18 protein-coding genes, 1 rRNA gene and 1 pseudogene are annotated in these 17698 nt (G+C 43.4%); 2 read left to right on the forward strand and 18 right to left on the reverse strand.

Annotation, left to right across the window (positions count from 1 at the left end; genetic code table 11):
• Positions 1-108: 108 nt before the first annotated feature.
• The 3 genes from ABCM67_RS05435 to ABCM67_RS05445 all read right to left on the reverse strand — a co-directional run bounded on the left by ABCM67_RS05435 (position 109) and on the right by ABCM67_RS05445 (position 1704).
• A complete protein-coding gene (locus tag ABCM67_RS05435) occupies positions 109-1041 on the reverse strand; it encodes a methylenetetrahydrofolate reductase (protein WP_118514479.1) in 933 nt (310 codons plus the stop codon).
• A 23-nt stretch (positions 1042-1064) separates the two neighbouring features.
• The gene (locus ABCM67_RS05440) at positions 1065-1247 is read right to left on the reverse strand and encodes a CooT family nickel-binding protein (protein WP_021975843.1); all 183 of its coding nucleotides are present in this window, start codon (positions 1245-1247) and stop codon (positions 1065-1067) included.
• A 64-nt stretch (positions 1248-1311) separates the two neighbouring features.
• Positions 1312-1704: a cobalt transporter gene (locus tag ABCM67_RS05445; protein WP_118514483.1), complete on the reverse strand. Its 393-nt coding sequence runs from the start codon at positions 1702-1704 to the stop codon at positions 1312-1314.
• 346 nt (positions 1705-2050) lie between these two features.
• Here ABCM67_RS05445 and ABCM67_RS05450 point away from each other — a divergent pair, with 346 nt between their 5' ends.
• Entirely contained in the window at positions 2051-2878 is an 828-nt protein-coding gene (locus ABCM67_RS05450; protein WP_173722181.1) for an aldo/keto reductase, read from the forward strand.
• Positions 2879-3032: 154 nt separating this feature from the next.
• Here ABCM67_RS05450 and ABCM67_RS05455 read toward each other — a convergent pair whose 3' ends face one another.
• Genes ABCM67_RS05455 through ABCM67_RS05470 form a run of 4 tightly spaced genes read right to left on the reverse strand, consistent with a single transcriptional unit; the run spans position 3033 to position 7387 of the window.
• The gene (locus ABCM67_RS05455; protein ID WP_147603540.1) at positions 3033-4049 is read right to left on the reverse strand and encodes an NAD(P)H-dependent glycerol-3-phosphate dehydrogenase; all 1017 of its coding nucleotides are present in this window, start codon (positions 4047-4049) and stop codon (positions 3033-3035) included.
• A gap of 12 nt (positions 4050-4061) precedes the next feature.
• Positions 4062-4709 carry a glycerol-3-phosphate 1-O-acyltransferase PlsY gene (gene plsY, locus ABCM67_RS05460; protein ID WP_147603541.1) on the reverse strand — a complete coding sequence of 216 codons (648 nt, stop codon included), beginning with the start codon at positions 4707-4709 and terminating at the stop codon, positions 4062-4064.
• Between the two features lie 4 nt (positions 4710-4713).
• Positions 4714-6039, reverse strand: a complete 1326-nt coding sequence (gene der, locus ABCM67_RS05465; RefSeq protein WP_015525309.1) for a ribosome biogenesis GTPase Der — start codon at positions 6037-6039, stop codon at positions 4714-4716.
• Positions 6002-7387 (reverse strand): DUF512 domain-containing protein, encoded by a 1386-nt coding sequence (locus ABCM67_RS05470; RefSeq protein ID WP_147603542.1) that lies wholly within the window; start codon positions 7385-7387, stop codon positions 6002-6004. The genes der and ABCM67_RS05470 overlap by 38 nt, the downstream gene beginning before the upstream one ends.
• 145 nt (positions 7388-7532) lie before the next feature.
• On the opposite strand from ABCM67_RS05470, the gene ABCM67_RS05475 reads away from it, so the two are divergent.
• Positions 7533-8705 carry a ribose-phosphate pyrophosphokinase gene (locus ABCM67_RS05475; protein WP_059085936.1) on the forward strand — a complete coding sequence of 391 codons (1173 nt, stop codon included), beginning with the start codon at positions 7533-7535 and terminating at the stop codon, positions 8703-8705.
• On the opposite strand, the gene pgeF is transcribed toward ABCM67_RS05475, so the two are convergent.
• From pgeF to ABCM67_RS05530, 11 genes and pseudogenes are all read right to left on the reverse strand, one after another.
• Complete coding sequence (gene pgeF / locus ABCM67_RS05480) at positions 8692-9537, reverse strand: peptidoglycan editing factor PgeF (RefSeq protein WP_022426627.1); 846 nt, start codon at positions 9535-9537, stop codon at positions 8692-8694. The genes ABCM67_RS05475 and pgeF overlap by 14 nt on opposite strands.
• An 18-nt stretch (positions 9538-9555) precedes the next feature.
• A complete protein-coding gene (locus tag ABCM67_RS05485) occupies positions 9556-9915 on the reverse strand; it encodes a YraN family protein (protein ID WP_044960433.1) in 360 nt (119 codons plus the stop codon).
• A gap of 45 nt (positions 9916-9960) precedes the next feature.
• Positions 9961-10716, reverse strand: a complete 756-nt coding sequence (locus tag ABCM67_RS05490) for a ribonuclease HII (protein WP_015525313.1) — start codon at positions 10714-10716, stop codon at positions 9961-9963.
• On the reverse strand, positions 10716-11573 hold the full coding sequence (gene ylqF, locus ABCM67_RS05495) for a ribosome biogenesis GTPase YlqF (protein ID WP_147603543.1): 858 nt from the start codon (positions 11571-11573) through the stop codon (positions 10716-10718). The genes ABCM67_RS05490 and ylqF overlap by 1 nt, the downstream gene beginning before the upstream one ends.
• Positions 11574-11615: 42 nt before the next feature.
• Positions 11616-12224 (reverse strand): signal peptidase I, encoded by a 609-nt coding sequence (gene lepB / locus ABCM67_RS05500; RefSeq protein ID WP_015525315.1) that lies wholly within the window; start codon positions 12222-12224, stop codon positions 11616-11618.
• A 96-nt stretch (positions 12225-12320) separates the two neighbouring features.
• On the reverse strand, positions 12321-12668 hold the full coding sequence (gene rplS, locus ABCM67_RS05505) for a 50S ribosomal protein L19 (RefSeq protein ID WP_015525316.1): 348 nt from the start codon (positions 12666-12668) through the stop codon (positions 12321-12323).
• 138 nt (positions 12669-12806) lie between these two features.
• Entirely contained in the window at positions 12807-13682 is an 876-nt protein-coding gene (locus ABCM67_RS05510) for a methionyl aminopeptidase (RefSeq protein ID WP_015525317.1), read from the reverse strand.
• A gap of 196 nt (positions 13683-13878) precedes the next feature.
• Positions 13879-15042: an RNA-guided endonuclease TnpB family protein gene (locus tag ABCM67_RS05515; protein ID WP_147603544.1), complete on the reverse strand. Its 1164-nt coding sequence runs from the start codon at positions 15040-15042 to the stop codon at positions 13879-13881.
• A pseudogene (locus ABCM67_RS05520) lies at positions 14972-15504 on the reverse strand (IS607 family transposase). Before ABCM67_RS05520 ends, ABCM67_RS05515 begins: the two are co-directional and overlap by 71 nt.
• 408 nt (positions 15505-15912) lie before the next feature.
• Complete coding sequence (locus ABCM67_RS05525) at positions 15913-16611, reverse strand: energy-coupled thiamine transporter ThiT (RefSeq protein ID WP_022427325.1); 699 nt, start codon at positions 16609-16611, stop codon at positions 15913-15915.
• 323 nt (positions 16612-16934) lie between these two features.
• Positions 16935-17698: ribosomal RNA gene (locus ABCM67_RS05530) — 23S ribosomal RNA — on the reverse strand; the annotation flags it as partial.

A 17698-nucleotide genomic window follows, 5' to 3' on the forward strand; every position in this document is an offset into this window, starting at 1 on the left:
CGGGCACCTCCTGATTTAATATCTGTTATGCCGGCGCATAAGGGAGGTGCCTGATACTGTTCTGACACCTCCGCATCGTGCCGGAATTCTTATTTATTTCGTTAATGATTAGATAAGTGTACGAAGTCCGGATCTGTCAATGATCTCGGATACATCTTTCCATTTGTTTAATGCATAAAGATGGATACCGTCAACACCAAGAGCGCGATACTCATCGATCTGTCTGATGGTGTATTCGATTCCTTCTTCTTTGAATCGTTTAACCTTGTCCTCATAGAACATGTCAAATGGTTTACCATCAGCATCTTTAGCGTTAAACGGATTCGGGAACAGCCAGTTCCTGGAGATCAGCCTGCAAAGCTCACTGTCCATTACACAGCCGTTACGTGAAAGGGCCATATTAATGGTAGCTGCCTGATCCAAAATCGGCATTACGCCAACATCTACAGGCATTGTCACTCCAGCCTCGCGGATAGCGTCCAACCAGTATTTAAACTGTTCCATATCCCAGCAGAGCTGAGTCATGATATAATCAGCACCATTGTCCTGTTTCTGTCTCAAAACAGCAATGTCAGCATCCAAGCTTCTGCATGCGATATGGCCTTCCGGTGAACCGGCTACTGCAATCTCAAACTTATCGCCAAATTCATCACGGACAAATTTAACAAGGTCTGTCGCATAATTGAAGTCTCCGCAGGTCGTTGTCTCACCAAGCGGAATATCTCCGCGAAGTGCCAACATATGGTCAACGCCATCTGACAGATACCGTTCCAACTGCTGTCTGATTCCTTCTTTTGTGTTCTTGATCACTGTGAAGTGTGTTACAGGAATAGTTCCTGCGTTCCTGATCATCTGGCATACTTCCCTGTTGGCTCCGACATTTCCGCCGCCGGCACCGTATGTACAGGAAATATACTCCGGTCTATACTTCATGAGATGTTCAATGGTTCCCGGCAGGTTTGCCATACCTTTTTCTGTCTTTGGCGGAAAAAGTTCAAAGGAAAGCAGCATTTTTTCTCTCATTGCTTCAGATAATTTCATTGATCGTCCTCCACGTATTTGTATCAGTCACACTGCAGTTTCACGATGCTGTTTGCAAGATCCACCATAAGGATACTGCCTTCTACCACGCGCTCATCTCCCATGATATCACGAAGGATCAATTTATTTCCGTCTACATCGATCCGGCTTACATTCTTAAAAATTACAGAATTATCTTCTTCCTTATATACTGTTGCAAGACACATAATCATTCCTCCAAATAAGTGGCGTCATTTAACCACTATGCTGTCAAAACTATTCTGTCAGTTTTTATTTCAACTCTTCCTTAACAAGTGTAAGGGCAAGTCCAAGCCTCATATTACCTTTCTGAAAATCTGCTACTGCCTCTTTGATCGTCTTAGCAGCTGCATCCATGTTAAGCTTCTTAAGATTGTCAGCCATCTGATCAAGTTCTGCAGCATGATGCTCGTTATGCTGCAGCATATAGGTAAGAAGTGCTACAGTCTCATTCTTGCAGTCACCATTCTCACAGGAACCGCAGTGCCCATCACCGTGTGTATGACAATGGCTGTCTCCTTCCGCATGGCTATGTGTATGGCTGTGAGTCACACCATCCTCATGGGTGTGCTCATGTGTATGTTCATGGCTATCTGCATGTCCATGCTGAACAAGATTGCCATTCTCATCTTTGATTAAATGCATAAATACCCCTTTCCTGTATCCGCCGGGCGGACACTCTCATGACAAGAATTTATCAATTAAATTTATTATACATCTTTTCACTGTTATTATCAAGAAAATAATTATAAAATATAGCCAAAATTATATGCTGTTTTTCCTATTTTTCCAAAAACTTTGACAGTAAATTAACTCGATTGTTTCATTTTTAACGAAGTTAGTCTCTTCAAACCACAACTCATTACCCAGTCTGCGCGTCTGTCCAACTCTAAGCTTTATCACTTTTGTAATATAATTGATGTGATTCTTTCATATTTTTGTGCTATAATAGCAAAAGCATGGAAAGCAGAACATACAAGGAGGAATTATTTTGAAAGAAACTGTTTTTCTGAACAACGACAGAGAAATGCCTCTTCTGGGGCTTGGCGTATACAAGTTGCCCGATGACGTACAGGCCGAAGCAGCAGTCACTTCTGCTATTTCCGCCGGCTACCGCATGATCGATACCGCTTCTGTTTATAAAAATGAAGAAAGCGTTGGACGTGCCATTGCCAAATGCGGAGTTCCCAGAAAGGATCTTTTCATCACCAGCAAGATCTGGAACAATGCGCAGCGTCTCGGCGATGTCCAGGGAGCTTTTTCCCGTAGCCTCGACCGTCTGAAAGTCAGTTATGTAGATCTCTATCTGATACACTGGCCGGTTCCCGGCTGCTACCTGAGCACCTGGAAAGAGCTGGAATCCATTCTGGAGTCCGGACGTGCTTTAAGTATCGGTGTCAGTAATTTTGATATCCGGCATCTGGAAGAGCTTCGTAAGATATCCGGGATCATTCCTGCTGTAAACCAGATCGAGTGCCATCCTTTGTGTTATCCTGCTGAACTGATCGAATACTGCAAGGCTTTCGGTATTCAGGTACAGGCTTATGCTCCTCTGGCAAGAGGTGCATATTTTGACAATGATGTAATGTGTGTTCTGGGGACCAAATATGCCAGGACACCTGCACAGATCGGGCTTCGCTGGGCAATACAGAAGGGAATTTCTGTTATTCCGAAATCCATCAACCCGGAACGCATCCGCAGTAACGGAAACATCTTTGACTTCAATATCGAGGATGAAGATATGGCGATCATCGATACATTGAACGAAGATCTGCATACTTCTCATGTTCCGGAAGATCTCCGTGATATTCAGTTTTAATTTCCATATTAATGAAAAAAAAGATATCTGTCAGATCATAAATGATCTTCTGGCAGATATCTTTTTATTTTTCTTTTCAGTTGATACGGCGATCCTGTTATTCCCTGCTTAGCATTTCACATATCTGAAATCTGGAAATATTTAACTGATCCGCTCACACTTTTTCCCACGGAAGCATGGGTGTTTCCACTTTTTTATCACGCAGCATCAGGTCCATTACTGCTTCCGCTGCTGATTTTCCTTCAAACAGTACGCGGTTCACTTCTGTTATGATCGGCATCTCCACCTCATATTTCTCTGCAAGTTCTCTTGCAGCTCTCGCGGAATAAACGCCTTCCACAACCATCTGCACTTCTTTCATAGCTTCTTCCATAGTATATCCCTGGCCGATGAGGTATCCGGCTTTTCGATTGCGGCTATGCTTACTTGCACAGGTTACGATCAGATCACCGATCCCGGACAGGCCGTAAAAGGTTTCCATCTGTGCACCCATTTTTTGACCAAGTCTTCCTATCTCCGTGATTCCCCTGGTGATCAGTGCTGCCTTAGTGTTATCTCCATATCCAAGACCGTCTGCAGTACCTGCTGCCAGTGCGATCACATTTTTCAGTGCTCCGCCAAGCTCTACCCCAAGGATATCCGGCGTTGTATACACACGGAACACAGGACTCATAAAAATACTCTGAAGGTATTCCGCAGTTTCTTGTGTATGTGCGCTGATCACACAGGTTGTAGGAAGTCCGCGCCCTACTTCTTCCGCATGGCTTGGACCGGAAAGTACAGCTACATTTCCCTGCGGGATCTCTTCTTCGATCACCTCACTGAGGGTTTTCAGTGTCTTTTCCTCGATGCCTTTTGCAACATTGACGATCTTCTGATCCTTGCAGACAAACGGTGCCATTTTGTGTGCAGTACTCCGGATATACGGGGAGGCTACTGCCAGAATTGTTACATCCACATCCTTAAGCGCACGCTCCATATCAGTCAGGACATCGATCTCATCCGGAAGCCGTACCCCAGGAAGCCTGTCAGGATTTTCTCTTTTTTCCCGGAGTTTCCGGGCATTCTCCGGTCTCGCTGACCAAAGAAGGACTTCATGGCCATTATTATGCAACAGGAGTGCCAGGGCTAATCCCCAGCTTCCCGAACCCAGTACGCTGATTTTTGCCATAAATCTTACCTCTTATTTTTTATTCTTACTGCTTAAAAACACCTTATTCTCTGTTCCGCGAAGCAGTCTTACAATGTTTGCTCTGTGTCTGTAGAACGCCATCGCTGTAAGAACTGCCATCACAATATAAAGTTCAATGGTATGCGGCTGATCCATTCCATATTTCCCCATATGCCCAAAAACAAGGACCAGGATAAAAGCAACCGCATATGCACTGAGAGAACAAAGCGACACATAATGAGTTGTAAAGAACAGCGCAAAAAAGACAACTGCACATACAATAAATATCCGCCAGTCAAAAGCAATGATCATGCCCACAGAAGCAGCAATTCCCTTTCCGCCGCGAAATTCCATGGAAATCGGAAAATTGTGTCCAAGGATACATCCCAATGCTGCATAAAGAGTAAGAAGCGGAAGGATACCATTCATGGAATTTCCATAAACCATTCTCACGATCACGATGGCCAGTACACACTTCAGGCAGTCTCCCAACAGGGTGATTGCTCCCGCCTTCTTTCCAAAAGTACGAAAGGCATTCGTAGTCCCCGCATTCCCGCTGCCATGCTCTCTGATATCTGTCTTGTGGACTTTTCCAATAATATAGCCTGTCTGAAAAAGCCCGCATGCATAACCGATAACAAGACAAATAATTCGTTCCATACTTTTATTCCTTTTCCCCGCGCTCGCGGATGATAAATTTCAGGGAAGTTCCGGAAAATCCAAATGCATCCCTGATCTTGTTCTCCAGATATCTTACATAGGAGAAATGCATCAGTTCCTTGTCATTGACAAAGATAACAAATGTCGGCGGTTTTACCGCAACCTGTGTCATATAGAAGATCTTCAGTCTTCTTCCTCTGTCAGACGGCGGCTGCTGAAGAGCCACTGCCTCAGAAAGGATCTCATTAAGAACACCGGTCTGGATACGAAGTGTCTGATTTTCGATAACTGTATCGATATTCTCGAAAAGTTTCGGAAGTCTCTGACCTGTTTTTGCAGAGATAAAGATAATCTGTGCATATGGCATAAAGGAAAGGATCTGGCGGATCTTTTCTGTATGCTTGTAAATGGTCTTATCATTTTTCTCAATGGCATCCCATTTATTTACAGCTACAATAATACCTTTTCCTCTGTCATGAGCGATTCCCGCGATCTTAGCATCCTGCTCGGTAACGCCCTCGGAAGCATCGATCACAACTACAACCACATCTGCTCGCTCTACAGCTGTCACAGTACGGATAACACTGTAGCGCTCGATTTCTTCTTTTACCTTACCCTTGCGGCGAAGGCCTGCGGTATCGATAAAAATATAATCTTTTTTGTTCCAGGTGACCTTTGTATCAATAGCATCACGTGTAGTTCCTGCAATATTGGATACGATCACACGTTCTTCTCCAAGAAGTTTATTGATCAGAGAAGATTTTCCCACGTTCGGTTTTCCTACAATGGCGATCTTCGGGATATCATCCTGATCTTCCTCTTCACTCTTATCCGGGAACTCTTTGATCACCTCATCCAGCATGTCTCCAAGACCTTGTCTGTTAGCTGCGGAGATCGGGATCGGTTCTCCGATTCCAAGATTGTAAAACTCATATACGTCCATCATATATTTCTGGTGGCTGTCTACCTTGTTAACTACAAGACGTACCGGCTTGCCGCTGCGGCGGAGCATGTCTGCTACCTTAGCATCAGAATCCACAAGACCCTGGCGTACATCTGTGATAAAAATGATCACGTCTGCCGTATCAATGGCGATCTGTGCCTGCTCTCTCATTCTGGAGAGGATGATATCACTGCTGTCCGGCTCGATTCCACCTGTATCGATCAGGGTGAATGTCCTGTCAAGCCATGTGACATCTGCGTAAATCCTGTCACGGGTTACTCCCGGTGTATCCTTTACTATGGAAATATTATCACCTGCCAGAGCATTAAACAGAGTGGACTTACCTACATTAGGCCTTCCCACTATCGCTACTACTGGTTTGCTCATAAATCTGTCTCCTTCTTGTTTGTTTATGTTCCGGAGGATTGATCACGGCTTCCACCAGATCACGTCCTCCTGTGTCTACGATTACAATTTCTGTGTTCAGTGCTTCCGAAAGTTCTTCCAGTGTCATGTCATCCAGAAAAATCTCCTCATCACCTTTCAGCATACTGCACGGGATCAGAAGTTTTTCTCCCAGATTAAGGCCGGAAAGCTGTTCTTTCAGATCCTGTCCGGTGATCAGACCGGACACCGTGATCTTTTCGCCGAAAAAGCGATTCTCGATGGTTGTGACCGGAATCTGCACATTGGGAAATTTTTTCTTGATTTCTTCTATATAGCGGGCAATAAAAGGCGCCGCCAGTTTTCCTGTGGCGATCCTTCCTGTCACTTTACGGTCGTCACCGGTAAGTTCCTTAAGTGTTTCCTTTACTTCGGTTTCCAGAAGTCTTAACATTCCCACGCCATTTTCAAGCTGCAGATATCCGTCGTATTCCTCCTCACAGGGAAGCTCCCTTCCTGCCAAAATATACCACTCATCCGAAGCATGGATAAAATGAATCCCGTACTTCTCCATCATGATTTTCTGCCAGCGTTGGATCTGACTCAGGACTTTTTCGGCATCTTCTTTATTAAAAGACTCCAGAGGATAAAGGCCCTCTCTGTATTTGGTAAGTCCTACCGGTACAACAGAAACGCTCTGAAGGACCGGTGCGTAAGCGGCAAGCTTCTCAAGGCTGTATTCCAGCTCATCCCCGTCATTAACACCTTTACACAGTACGATCTGTCCGTTCATGGTGATCCCTGCGTTATACAGCATATCCACCTTCTCCAGGGCCTTTCCTGCAAAGCGGTTATGCAGCATTTTGCACCGGAGTTCCGGATTCATTGCCTGGAACGAAATGTTGATCGGTTCCAGATGATAGCGGATCACACGCTCAATATCCTTCTCACTCATGTTGGTAAGCGTCACATAATTTCCCTGAAGAAAGGAAAGCCTGGAATCGTCATCCTTAAAATACAGCGTCTCACGCATATCCGGCGGCATCTGGTCAATAAAACAGAACATGCACTTATTTGAACAGGAACGATAGTCATCCATCAGTCCCCCGTTCTCAAATTCTATTCCAAGGTCTTCCTCATATTCCTTCTCTACCTCCAGCTCCCACTCTTCGCCATCGGGCTTCTCTACCAGAAGCACCACAAGCTCTTCATTCATGAGATACCGGTAATCGAAGACATCCTCCACAGGCTGACCGTTTACAGACACAAGTCTGTCCCCTGGTTCCAGCCCCAGCTCCTCGGCAATACTGTCGGGCAGCACCCTGGAAATCATATGCTTTCTTAATTTCATCATTATCTCCCTTTTCTATCCCGTATATAATAACAACTTTGGTTCCAAAAATCAACACTTTGAGAAAACACCTTGACTGACACGTGCGTCTGATGTTATAAATAGACTGAGAATTTTTTTATGACATACACTTAGGAGGAATATTATGCCAAACATAGAATTGCTGGAGAAGTCTATGCCTGTTGCCCCGATCCGAATCGCTGCACTTGCCGGATGCCGCGAACTGGCCGAGGAGGTTGACAAAAAGCTGGTTAAATTCCGTAAAGAACTTGTAGCAGCCAAGAAATCCACCATTATTCCACAGGGCTATGCAGAGAAATCTTTCCTTGTAGACTGCGAATGCCCACGTTTCGGAACCGGTGAAGGTAAAGGTTACATCAAAGAATCCGTTCGTGGTACAGACCTTTACATTATGGTAGATGTGACCAATTACAGCCTTACTTACAGCGTATGCGGCCACGAGAACCACATGTCTCCGGACGATCATTACCAGGATCTGAAGAGAATTATCTCCGCAGCCACCGGTAAAGCACACCGTATCAACGTTATCATGCCATTCCTTTACGAGGGACGTCAGCACAGACGTACCAAGAGAGAATCTCTTGACTGTGCACTTGCACTTCGCGAGTTAAGTGCTATGGGCGTTTCCAACATCATTACTTTTGACGCTCATGACCCACGTGTACAGAACTCTATCCCGCTGAAGGGCTTTGATAACTTTTTCCCAACATACCAGTTCCTGAAAGCTCTGGTCAAAAATGTCCCTGATTTCAAGCTTGACAATGATCATCTCATGATCATCAGTCCGGATGAAGGTGCCATGTCCCGTGCTGTATACTTCTCCAATATCCTTGGAGTCGATATGGGTATGTTCTACAAACGCCGTGATTACTCCACCGTTGTCAACGGAAAGAACCCGATCGTTGCTCACGAATTCCTCGGAGATTCCGTAGAGGGCAAAGACGTTGTCATCATCGACGATATGATCTCCTCCGGAGAAAGTATGCTGGATGTTGCCCGTCAGCTCAAAGAGCGTAAAGCCGGACGTGTATTCGTCTGCACAACCTACGGTCTGTTTACAGATGGCGTAGCCAAATTTGATGAATATTACGAAAAAGGCTGGCTGGACAGAGTCATCACAACCAACCTTAACTATCGTATTCCTGAGCTTCTTGACCGCCCATACTATATCGAAGCAAACATGAGCAAATATCTTGCAAGTATCATCGATATCATCAATCATGATGTATCTGTCGAGAAGGTTCGTTCCAGCAACGAAAAGATCATGAATCTCATGAAAAAAGTCAACGAACAGTAATAAATGCTCCCAGGTTTCCACGTTTTCCGTGAGAAGCCCTGTGTGAATAAAGAAAGAGCGGATTACAGCAGGTGCAGATGCCCGGCATTGAGATCCGCTCTTCTTTTATGCCTGCATCCAGAAAGATCCTTCGGTTCGCCTCCCACAGATTCAGCTGGTATTTCCCATCTGGTTTTCTGTAAAAAAGCACATCCCAGTATTTTTCTTCAAACGCCTCTCTAAACTGATCGATCACATCTTCACTGACTTCATAGCAATCCTGACAGATAGAAGGACCAATGGCTGCATAAAGCTCTGAAGGATCTGTCTGAAATTCCTCAGTCATCTTCTCCACCGTCACTTTTCCGATCTTTCCTACAGTACCTCTCCAGCCGGAATGAGATAATCCCACAGCTCTATGTACCGGATCTATAAAGAAAAGTGGTACACAGTCCGCATAAAACGTTGCCAGCACCAGTCCCGGCACATTGGTGATCATTCCATCCACATCTGTATAAGGTCTTGGTTTTGTGATCCCATTTCCTCTGTCTTCTTCCGTGACCACACGTACATTGGTGGTGTGTGTCTGATCAGAGGTTACGATATCTTCCATGGAAAATCCCATAGCAGCAGAAAGTCTGCGGTAATTTTCCCGCACCGCAGACTCTTCATCCCCTCTTGTGAAGCTTAAGTTCATAGATTCATAAATCCCCTGGCTTACTCCTCCCAGGCGGGTACTGAAGCCATGTACGATCCCGGGAAATTTCTCAAAAGCAGGATATGTAAGCCAGGTAACCTTGTTCTTCTGATTTACATTCATTAGCTGTTTATCTTTATACCATTTTATTTTCATCTTATGTGACCAGTCCTTTCAACTGCAAAAATCAAAAGCATTTTTTATCCAGTGGATGTTCTCTCCATCAATTCCTACTACGTCAAAACGGCAGGGAGGCAGCTCCCGGTATCCATGTGCAATCAGATAAAACATTGCCACTTTGCTGATGATCCTCTGTTTTTCTCTCCCTACCGCTGAAAAAGGACTTCCACTCTTTCCGTTCTTTCTGTATTTCACTTCAATAAACACCAGATATCTTCCATCCTGCGCAACAAGATCGATCTCACCACTTCGGCAGCGAAAATTTCTTTCCTTGATCTGCAGCCCCTTTTCTTGCAGGAACGCTGCAGCAATTCCTTCATAATAGCTGCCCTTCTGTCTTCTATTTTCCTTCAGATAAACAAAACCTTTCTGTTTTTGATGTCGGTATCTTAAGTATTTTTATACAAAATGTGTGATAAACGTTTTTCTATGTATCGGACTTGGTCCATATTTCTTCAGTGCTTCAATATGCGCTGCAGAACCATATCCTTTATTGGAGGCAAATCCGTATTCCGGAAGAACCTTATCATATTCTTCCATCATCCGGTCTCTGGTCACTTTGGCAACAATACTTGCTGCCGCAATGGATACACTTTTTGCATCACCTTTGATGATGGGTACCTGCGGAATCTGGATTTCCGGTATGGTAACCGCATCGTTCAAAAGCAGCTGCGGCTGTACAGAAAGCCTGCTCACTGCCTGACGCATTGCCTCATAGGTTGCCTGCAGGATATTGATCTCATCAATCCTCTCCGGACTTGCCATTCCAATTCCAACAGAAACTGCTCCCTCCAGGATCACATCGTACAATTCTTCTCTCTTCTTAGCTGTAAGCTTTTTAGAATCATTCAGCCATAAAATATCGCAGTCTTTCGGAAGGATCACCGCACAGGCGACTACCGGTCCGGCAAGAGGGCCTCTTCCCACCTCATCGATCCCGCAAAGATATCCAAGATGCTCATATTCATGTTCATATTTCTTCATGCTCTCTGTACGTACACGCTCATCCTCCAGAGCCTGAAGCTTTTTGTGATACTGCTGGATCAGTTTCTGTACACCGCTTCTCTCATCATTTTCATAATGACGAAAAAGGGCGTTATATTCGCCCTCCTTCGCTGACGCAAAACGCGCCTTAATATCTTTCATTGTTTCCATTACGCTTCCTCCGGTCCTTTTGGAAACTCCAGAGTCACTTTTCCCAGTTTTCCGGAACGAAATTCTTCCAGCAAAAGGCGGGATGCTTTCTCATAATCAAGCTCTTCGCCCTTTTTCAGACATCCTCTTGCTTTCGCAACTGCAGTAAGGATATCCAGCGGTTTCAGCTCTTCTTCTACATTGTATCTCTCTCTGATCGCTGCCGGATAAAACTCCTGCAGATATCCGATCAGACCCAGGGCAAGTTCTTCGATGTTCAGAATATCGTCCTTGATCGAACCGATATAGGCAAGACGCATTCCAACTTCCTGATCTTCAAATTTCGGCCAGAGAATTCCAGGGGTATCCAGAAGCTCCACACTTTTATTCAGACGTATCCACTGTTTTCCTTTTGTAACTCCTGGTTTATTACCGGTCTTGGCACAGGCTTTTCCTGCAAAGGTATTGATAAATGTTGATTTTCCAACATTAGGGATTCCTGCAACCATCGCACGTACTGGACGGTTTTTGATTCCTCGTCTCCGGTCTCTCTCTGTCTTTTCCTTACATGCCTCTGTGATTGCCGCAGAAACGGCCTTCATAGATCCCTTATTGCGGGAATCAATACTTACCGCATAGATTCCTTTTTCTTTGAAATATTCCATCCAGACACGGTTCTGTCTCTCATCGGCAAGATCTGCTTTGTTGAGAAGGATCATACGCGCCTTGTTTTTTCCCAGCTCATCAATATCCGGATTTCGGCTGGAAAGAGGAACTCTTGCATCTACAAGCTCAATGATCAGATCGATCAGCTTGATATCTTCCTGCATCTGACGCTTCGCCTTCGTCATATGGCCTGGATACCACTGTACGTTCATAATTCACCTCATTTATCTATACTTTAATCTATTTACTTTGATCTATTTTATAAAACCTATTTTATTTTTCGGAGAAACTGTAAACCAAACTTTCCCGACAATGTACTTCTTACTGATATTTCCGATATCGCTGAAGCGGCTGTCCTCACTGTTATTGCGATTATCACCAAGGACAAAATATTCCCCGCTTTCCAGAGTTATAGCACTATTTGCAAGTCCTCCATCTGTCATATCCTGATAAGCTCCGTTTTCTTCATAAACCTTGCCGTTGATATAGATCTTCCCGTCTTTAACCTGAACAGTCTCCCCGGGAAGGCCGATCACACGTCGGATATGCAGGGCTGCCGAGTCACTGGCGCTTGTTTTAAAAACGATCACATCTCCACGTTTTGGTGAACTGACCTTATATAAAGCCCTGTTTACAAAAAACTTTTCACTTACAGAATACGTAGGTTCCATGGCACTTTCCTGCAATGTCACAGTCTGAAATGCAGAGATTGCAACCAGCACAGCAAAAACCAGGGTCACAATAATTTCAAACACCCATTTCACGATTCCTCTTGTCCTGTCATCACGAAGCTTCTCCCTTGCTTCGGAAACAGCTCTGTTTTCCTTCAGATTTTCGATATTAATCTTCTTATTTAATCCCATATTCTATCCCCTGTATGTGTCTTTACACGCATACGCACTGATGTAAAAAGAGGGACAATAGCAAATGTTATTGTCCCTGCCTCTTTACTTATGAAATTATTTTACAAGCTCTTTAACCTTAGCTGCTTTACCTACACGATCTCTCAGGTAGTTCAGTTTCGCACGGCGTACTTTACCATGACGGATAACCTCAACCTTAACTACATGTGGGGAATGAAGCGGCCATGTTTTCTCAACACCAACACCGTTGGAGCTCTTTCTTACTGTGAAAGTCTCTCTTGTGCTTCCACCCTGTCTCTTAAGTACTGTACCCTCGAAGATCTGAACACGCTCACGTGTTCCCTCTTTGATCAGTGCGTGTACTCTTACAGTGTCTCCTACGCGGAACTGCGGTACTTCAGCTTTCAGCTGAGCGGACTCAATGTTCTTAATAATTTCGTTCATTTCTTTCTCTCCTTAATTATACTGGATGTTCTTAATACACATATGGTAACAGAGGACCATCTTTTTTCACAACATATGTGATTATACACTAGATAACTTCTCATTGCAAGGACTTTTTTTCCGGATTTTCGATGGCTTTTACCAGCAAAGGACCTCATGTCCTGTTTCTGTAACAAGGACCATGATCTCCCACTGTGCCGATGGCAGACCATCCTCTGTCCTCACTGTCCAGTCATCGATCTCATCTGTATAGATTTCATCAGATCCCATATTGACCATTGGTTCAATAGTAAAGATCATTCCGGGTACCATGAGTACACCTGTATCTTCCTTAGATGTGTAGCTTACCCATGGATCTTCATGAAACTCAAGACCTACACCATGTCCGCCAATTTCTCTCACAACTGTATAGCCGTTTTCCACTGCATGTTTGTGTACAGCACTTCCCATATTTCCGATCGGTGTCCATGGTTTTACCTGTTCAAGGCCAAGCTCTATGCATTCTTTTGTCACACGGACAAGCTTCTCCTTCTCCGGACTTACCTGTCCAATACAGAACATACGGGAGGAATCAGAAAAATATCCCTGATAAATGGTGGATACATCTACATTGACAATATCACCTTCTTTTAAGACAATTTCTTCATCCGGGATTCCGTGGCATACTACCTCGTTGATAGATGTACATACGCTTTTTGGAAAACCTTCATAATTAAGTGGTGCCGGAATTCCGCCATGACGTACTGTTTCTTCATGTACCCAGTCATCAATCTGCTGTGTCGTCACGCCTGGTCCGATATGCTCTGCAACATAATCAAGAACTGCAACATTGATCTTGCAGCTCTCTTTGATCTTCTCGATCTGTGCAGGTGTCTTGATCAGATCATGGTCAAGAACTGCATACCCCTTCTTTTTCATGAGTTCCATTTTTTCATCAAATGCTTCATGACATTTTTTATATTTTTTTCCGCTTCCACACCAGCAGGGATCATTTCGTTCAATTTTTTTAGACATCTTTTTCTTCTGCCACTCAAAATATGTGTAAATATACTCACATCGAGATAACGTAGACTCTCACGAGTTCTACTTACTGCTTCACCGTGTATGTTTTTGATTGACCGAAATCATATCTACTCACAAGTTCTTGTACACTCCGCAGTCGTAAATTCCCGAAAATAGCCTTCGGTACATACTTACGTTTGCGTTTTAGTTATGCAACTTCGTAAGTTATTGCATCTCTCAAATTAAGTGCAGCATTGAGATCTCTGTCTTCGACATAACCGCAACTGCATTTGAATATTCTATCTGAAAGCTTTAAATCTTTTTTGATAGCGCCACAGCAATGACAGGTTTTAGATGATGGATACCATCTATCTACTATTCGAAGTTCGATCCCATTTTCATTGCATTTGATTTGCAGCTTTGTTCTAAATTCATAAAACTTTTGTGATGCAACTGCTTTTGAAAGATGTCGATTCTTCATCATACCATTTACATTTAAGTCCTCGATCGTTATATAAGATGGCTTGGTTTTCACTATCTCAGTGATTGTCTTGTTAATGTAATCAGTACGGATATTATCTATCTTATGATGAAGTTTCTGTACCTTGAGTTTTTGTTTTTGTATATTCGCCCTTTGAGTGACTTCTCCTTTCTTTAGATTTTCATACTTACGGGAGAGACATCTCTGTTCCCGAATAAGTTGTTTCTCAAGCTTTTTCAGTCTTGCTGACTTGTTGATGTTCTTATAAGTCTTACCATTAGAAACAATGACAAAATCCTTTAATCCCAAGTCTATGCCAATTCCTGCATTGGAATTATCAGCAATCTTGTTATCAGAAATTTCTACAAGAACTGAAACATAGTATCTGTCAGCTTTCATTGAGACCGTGCCACTTTTAACCACATATCCGTCTTTAGTTGTTGGAATATATCCTTTTTCTTTGATACGGACCCAACCAAGTGACGGAATATTGATTCTATGCCTTTCGCAACGACAATCCTTTGGATTATTCTTTACAAAATACATCTTTACATCAGATCTGCCTTTCTTTTTGAACTTAGGAAAAGCACTCTCGTGATTGAAAAATCTTGTAAAAGCAGTTTGTCCATTATTTACTGATTGTGTTACTGCTTTTGAATAAGCTTCCTTGATCCACGAATACTCCGGATGCTCAGAAAGATATTCATTGTTAAGCCAGACTCTAAACCTGTTACTGCTCATAAACTTTTCACCGTTGTTGTAAAGTTCTTTATTATGGGCAAGATAGAAATTATAAATAAATCTACAAGTTCCTATCGTCTTATGAATCTTGACTTTCTGTTCCTCTGACGGATTTATTTCCGTCTTGAAGCTCTTTAGCAATTTCCACATCCCTTTCTATTTGTTTTTTATACTTACGAAGTCCGTACAACCTGCAAAAGAACACATGGAGTATTGAAACAATATCCTGCACGAGGTTTTGATTTTTTGTTCCATCACTTCATCTAATAATTCGTTCCACTTTTTACGATTGTAATTAAGGCCACTTCCATAATCTTCAATACACTGGTCTACAATAATACCTTTGGCATTACAAAACTGTCGTAAAAATGCAACCTGATTTTGTAAATCATCTTTTTGATTTCTTGTAGATACCCTGGCATAAATAACTACCTGACGTTGGTCATCTTCAGTACTTATTCCTTTGAATTGCAGATATTGGTCATAAGTGTAATAACGTCTATCAGTTGGAGTTCGGTTTGCCTTTAGAGTTCCGTCTCTATCCCAACGCTGTAATGTTTTTACAGATACACCTAACAGTTCAGCAAAATCTTTTGGCTTGTAATTTGTGATATTTGATGTGTTCATAATAATTTACTCTTTCTTTTGAGTACTTTTAAACACATTTGATCACATTAGTCAACAAATTTGATTACTTAAGATATTCTCCTTTTCGCAACTGTATGGCTGCTTTTTCTTTTGTATTTTATATGTTCAGATATGTTATATCTGTCTGAAATATTTTAACCGAATCAAAGAAGTCTCCTATGTGGTTGCGAAAAGCAATAAACTGTAGGTGGGGACTTGCCTTCATCCGTTTGAATGGGAAATTATTCCGCCTGATTATCATAGCACAACTTTCTTTAGGTGAAAAGTATTCTTTGTGTTTTTGGTTTGTTTTATATAACTTTTTGTGATTTTTCAATAAAAAAAGATCGTAGTAGCTTGAACGATCTATTTTTATTTATGTGTCTGTATTAATTATTTTTCGGTGGCTGCAGATTGTCGGTTTCCACCAGTTGCCATTATTCGCATTCGCCCAAGTGCACGGGATACTGCCGGAATAGAAATTACTACGATCGTCAGTACACCTTCCAGAAGAATATAACTGTAATTGTAAATAATCGGATACAAAGCTGTCAGAGACTTCGGGAAATTATCCGGCATATAATCCATCCAATAAAGATATCCGCCAAGTGCATGGAATGCCCCTCTTGCCAGAATTGCTAGTATGTATGCTTTAAGAAGACCATGTTTTCTGGATTTTGTAAATAATCCGGAAAGCCCCATGGCTCCAAATGCCAGAATGTAATCACAGCATACCTGAAAAAATGAAAGGACATATGGCTCCTGGAGGAACTGAAAAATCCCATATACAAGACCGGTAAGAATTCCTACCTTAATGCCATACCAGTAACCGATCAGAACAATAAACAACATACTGAACAAGGTCACAGATCCGCCAAATGGCAGTTTAAATATCTTAATGTAGGAAGTTACATATGCAAGTGCCAATGCTACTGCACAGGTAACCAGCTGCTGTGTGGTAAATTTTAATGCAGATGTGTTTTTCTGAAGTAATACTGCTACCAGAATTATCAAAATCAGGACTGCAATAACAGATACGGCATATCCTGCCGTTGTGAGACCGCCTTCGGCAGTCACAAGAAAATTAAACATACTCTTTTCTTTCCTCCTTACGATTAAATTGCCCAAATCAAGTTCAAAGGTCAAAGCCTGCACCTCCTCACAGCCTGGTCAGGCTCCTTGGTCTTACCTATTGTAGCATATGGAAAAAGAGATGTAAATGGTGGGAGATGTATGATTATATATAATAAAAACAGGAGAAAAATCCATGTACTGATTTTTCTCCTGCTTTCCTCTTTCCCTTTGTACCTTAAAAACTACATACATGCTTTGTTGATGGTTAATCAAACTTTTTGAATCAAATTTAACCTGCGTACCGATACTACAGCGGGGGGTATCCCCGCTTCCTCGGCTTGTTGGTCAAGCCCTCACCCGATTAGTAACAGTCAGCTCCATGTGTTACCACACTTCCACCTCTGCCCTATCTACCTCGTCGTCTTCAAGGGGGTTTACTTCATAAGAATGGGATATCTCATCTTGAGGGGGGCTTCACGCTTAGATGCCTTCAGCGTTTATCCCTTCCGGACTTGGCTACCCGGCCATGGCTTTGGCAAGCCAACCGGTCCACCAGCGGTCCGTCCATCCCGGTCCTCTCGTACTAAGGACAGCTCCTCTCAGATATCCTGCGCCCACGCCGGATAGGGACCGAACTGTCTCACGACGTTCTGAACCCAGCTCGCGTACCGCTTTAATGGGCGAACAGCCCAACCCTTGGGACCTACTACAGCCCCAGGATGCGATGAGCCGACATCGAGGTGCCAAACCACTCCGTCGATGTGAACTCTTGGGAGTGATAAGCCTGTTATCCCCAGGGTAGCTTTTATCCGTTGAGCGATGGCATTCCCACTTAATACCACCGGATCACTAAGCCCTACTTTCGTACCTGCTCCACCCGTCGGTGTCGCAGTCAAGCTCCCTTCTGCCTTTGCACTCTTCGAATGGTTTCCGTCCATTCTGAGGGAACCTTTGGGCGCCTCCGATACCCTTTCGGAGGCGACCGCCCCAGTCAAACTCCCCGCCTGGCATTGTCCCACCGCCGGATTACGGCGGCTGGTTAGAAGCCCAATATCACAAGGGTGGTATCCCAACAGCGGCTCCGCGGCAACTGACGTTACCGTTT

The sequence above is a fragment of the Blautia sp. 2227st1_G12_2227SCRN_220401 genome (genome assembly GCF_039062885.1).
GTDB classification, from domain to species: domain Bacteria; phylum Bacillota; class Clostridia; order Lachnospirales; family Lachnospiraceae; genus Blautia_A; species Blautia_A fusiformis.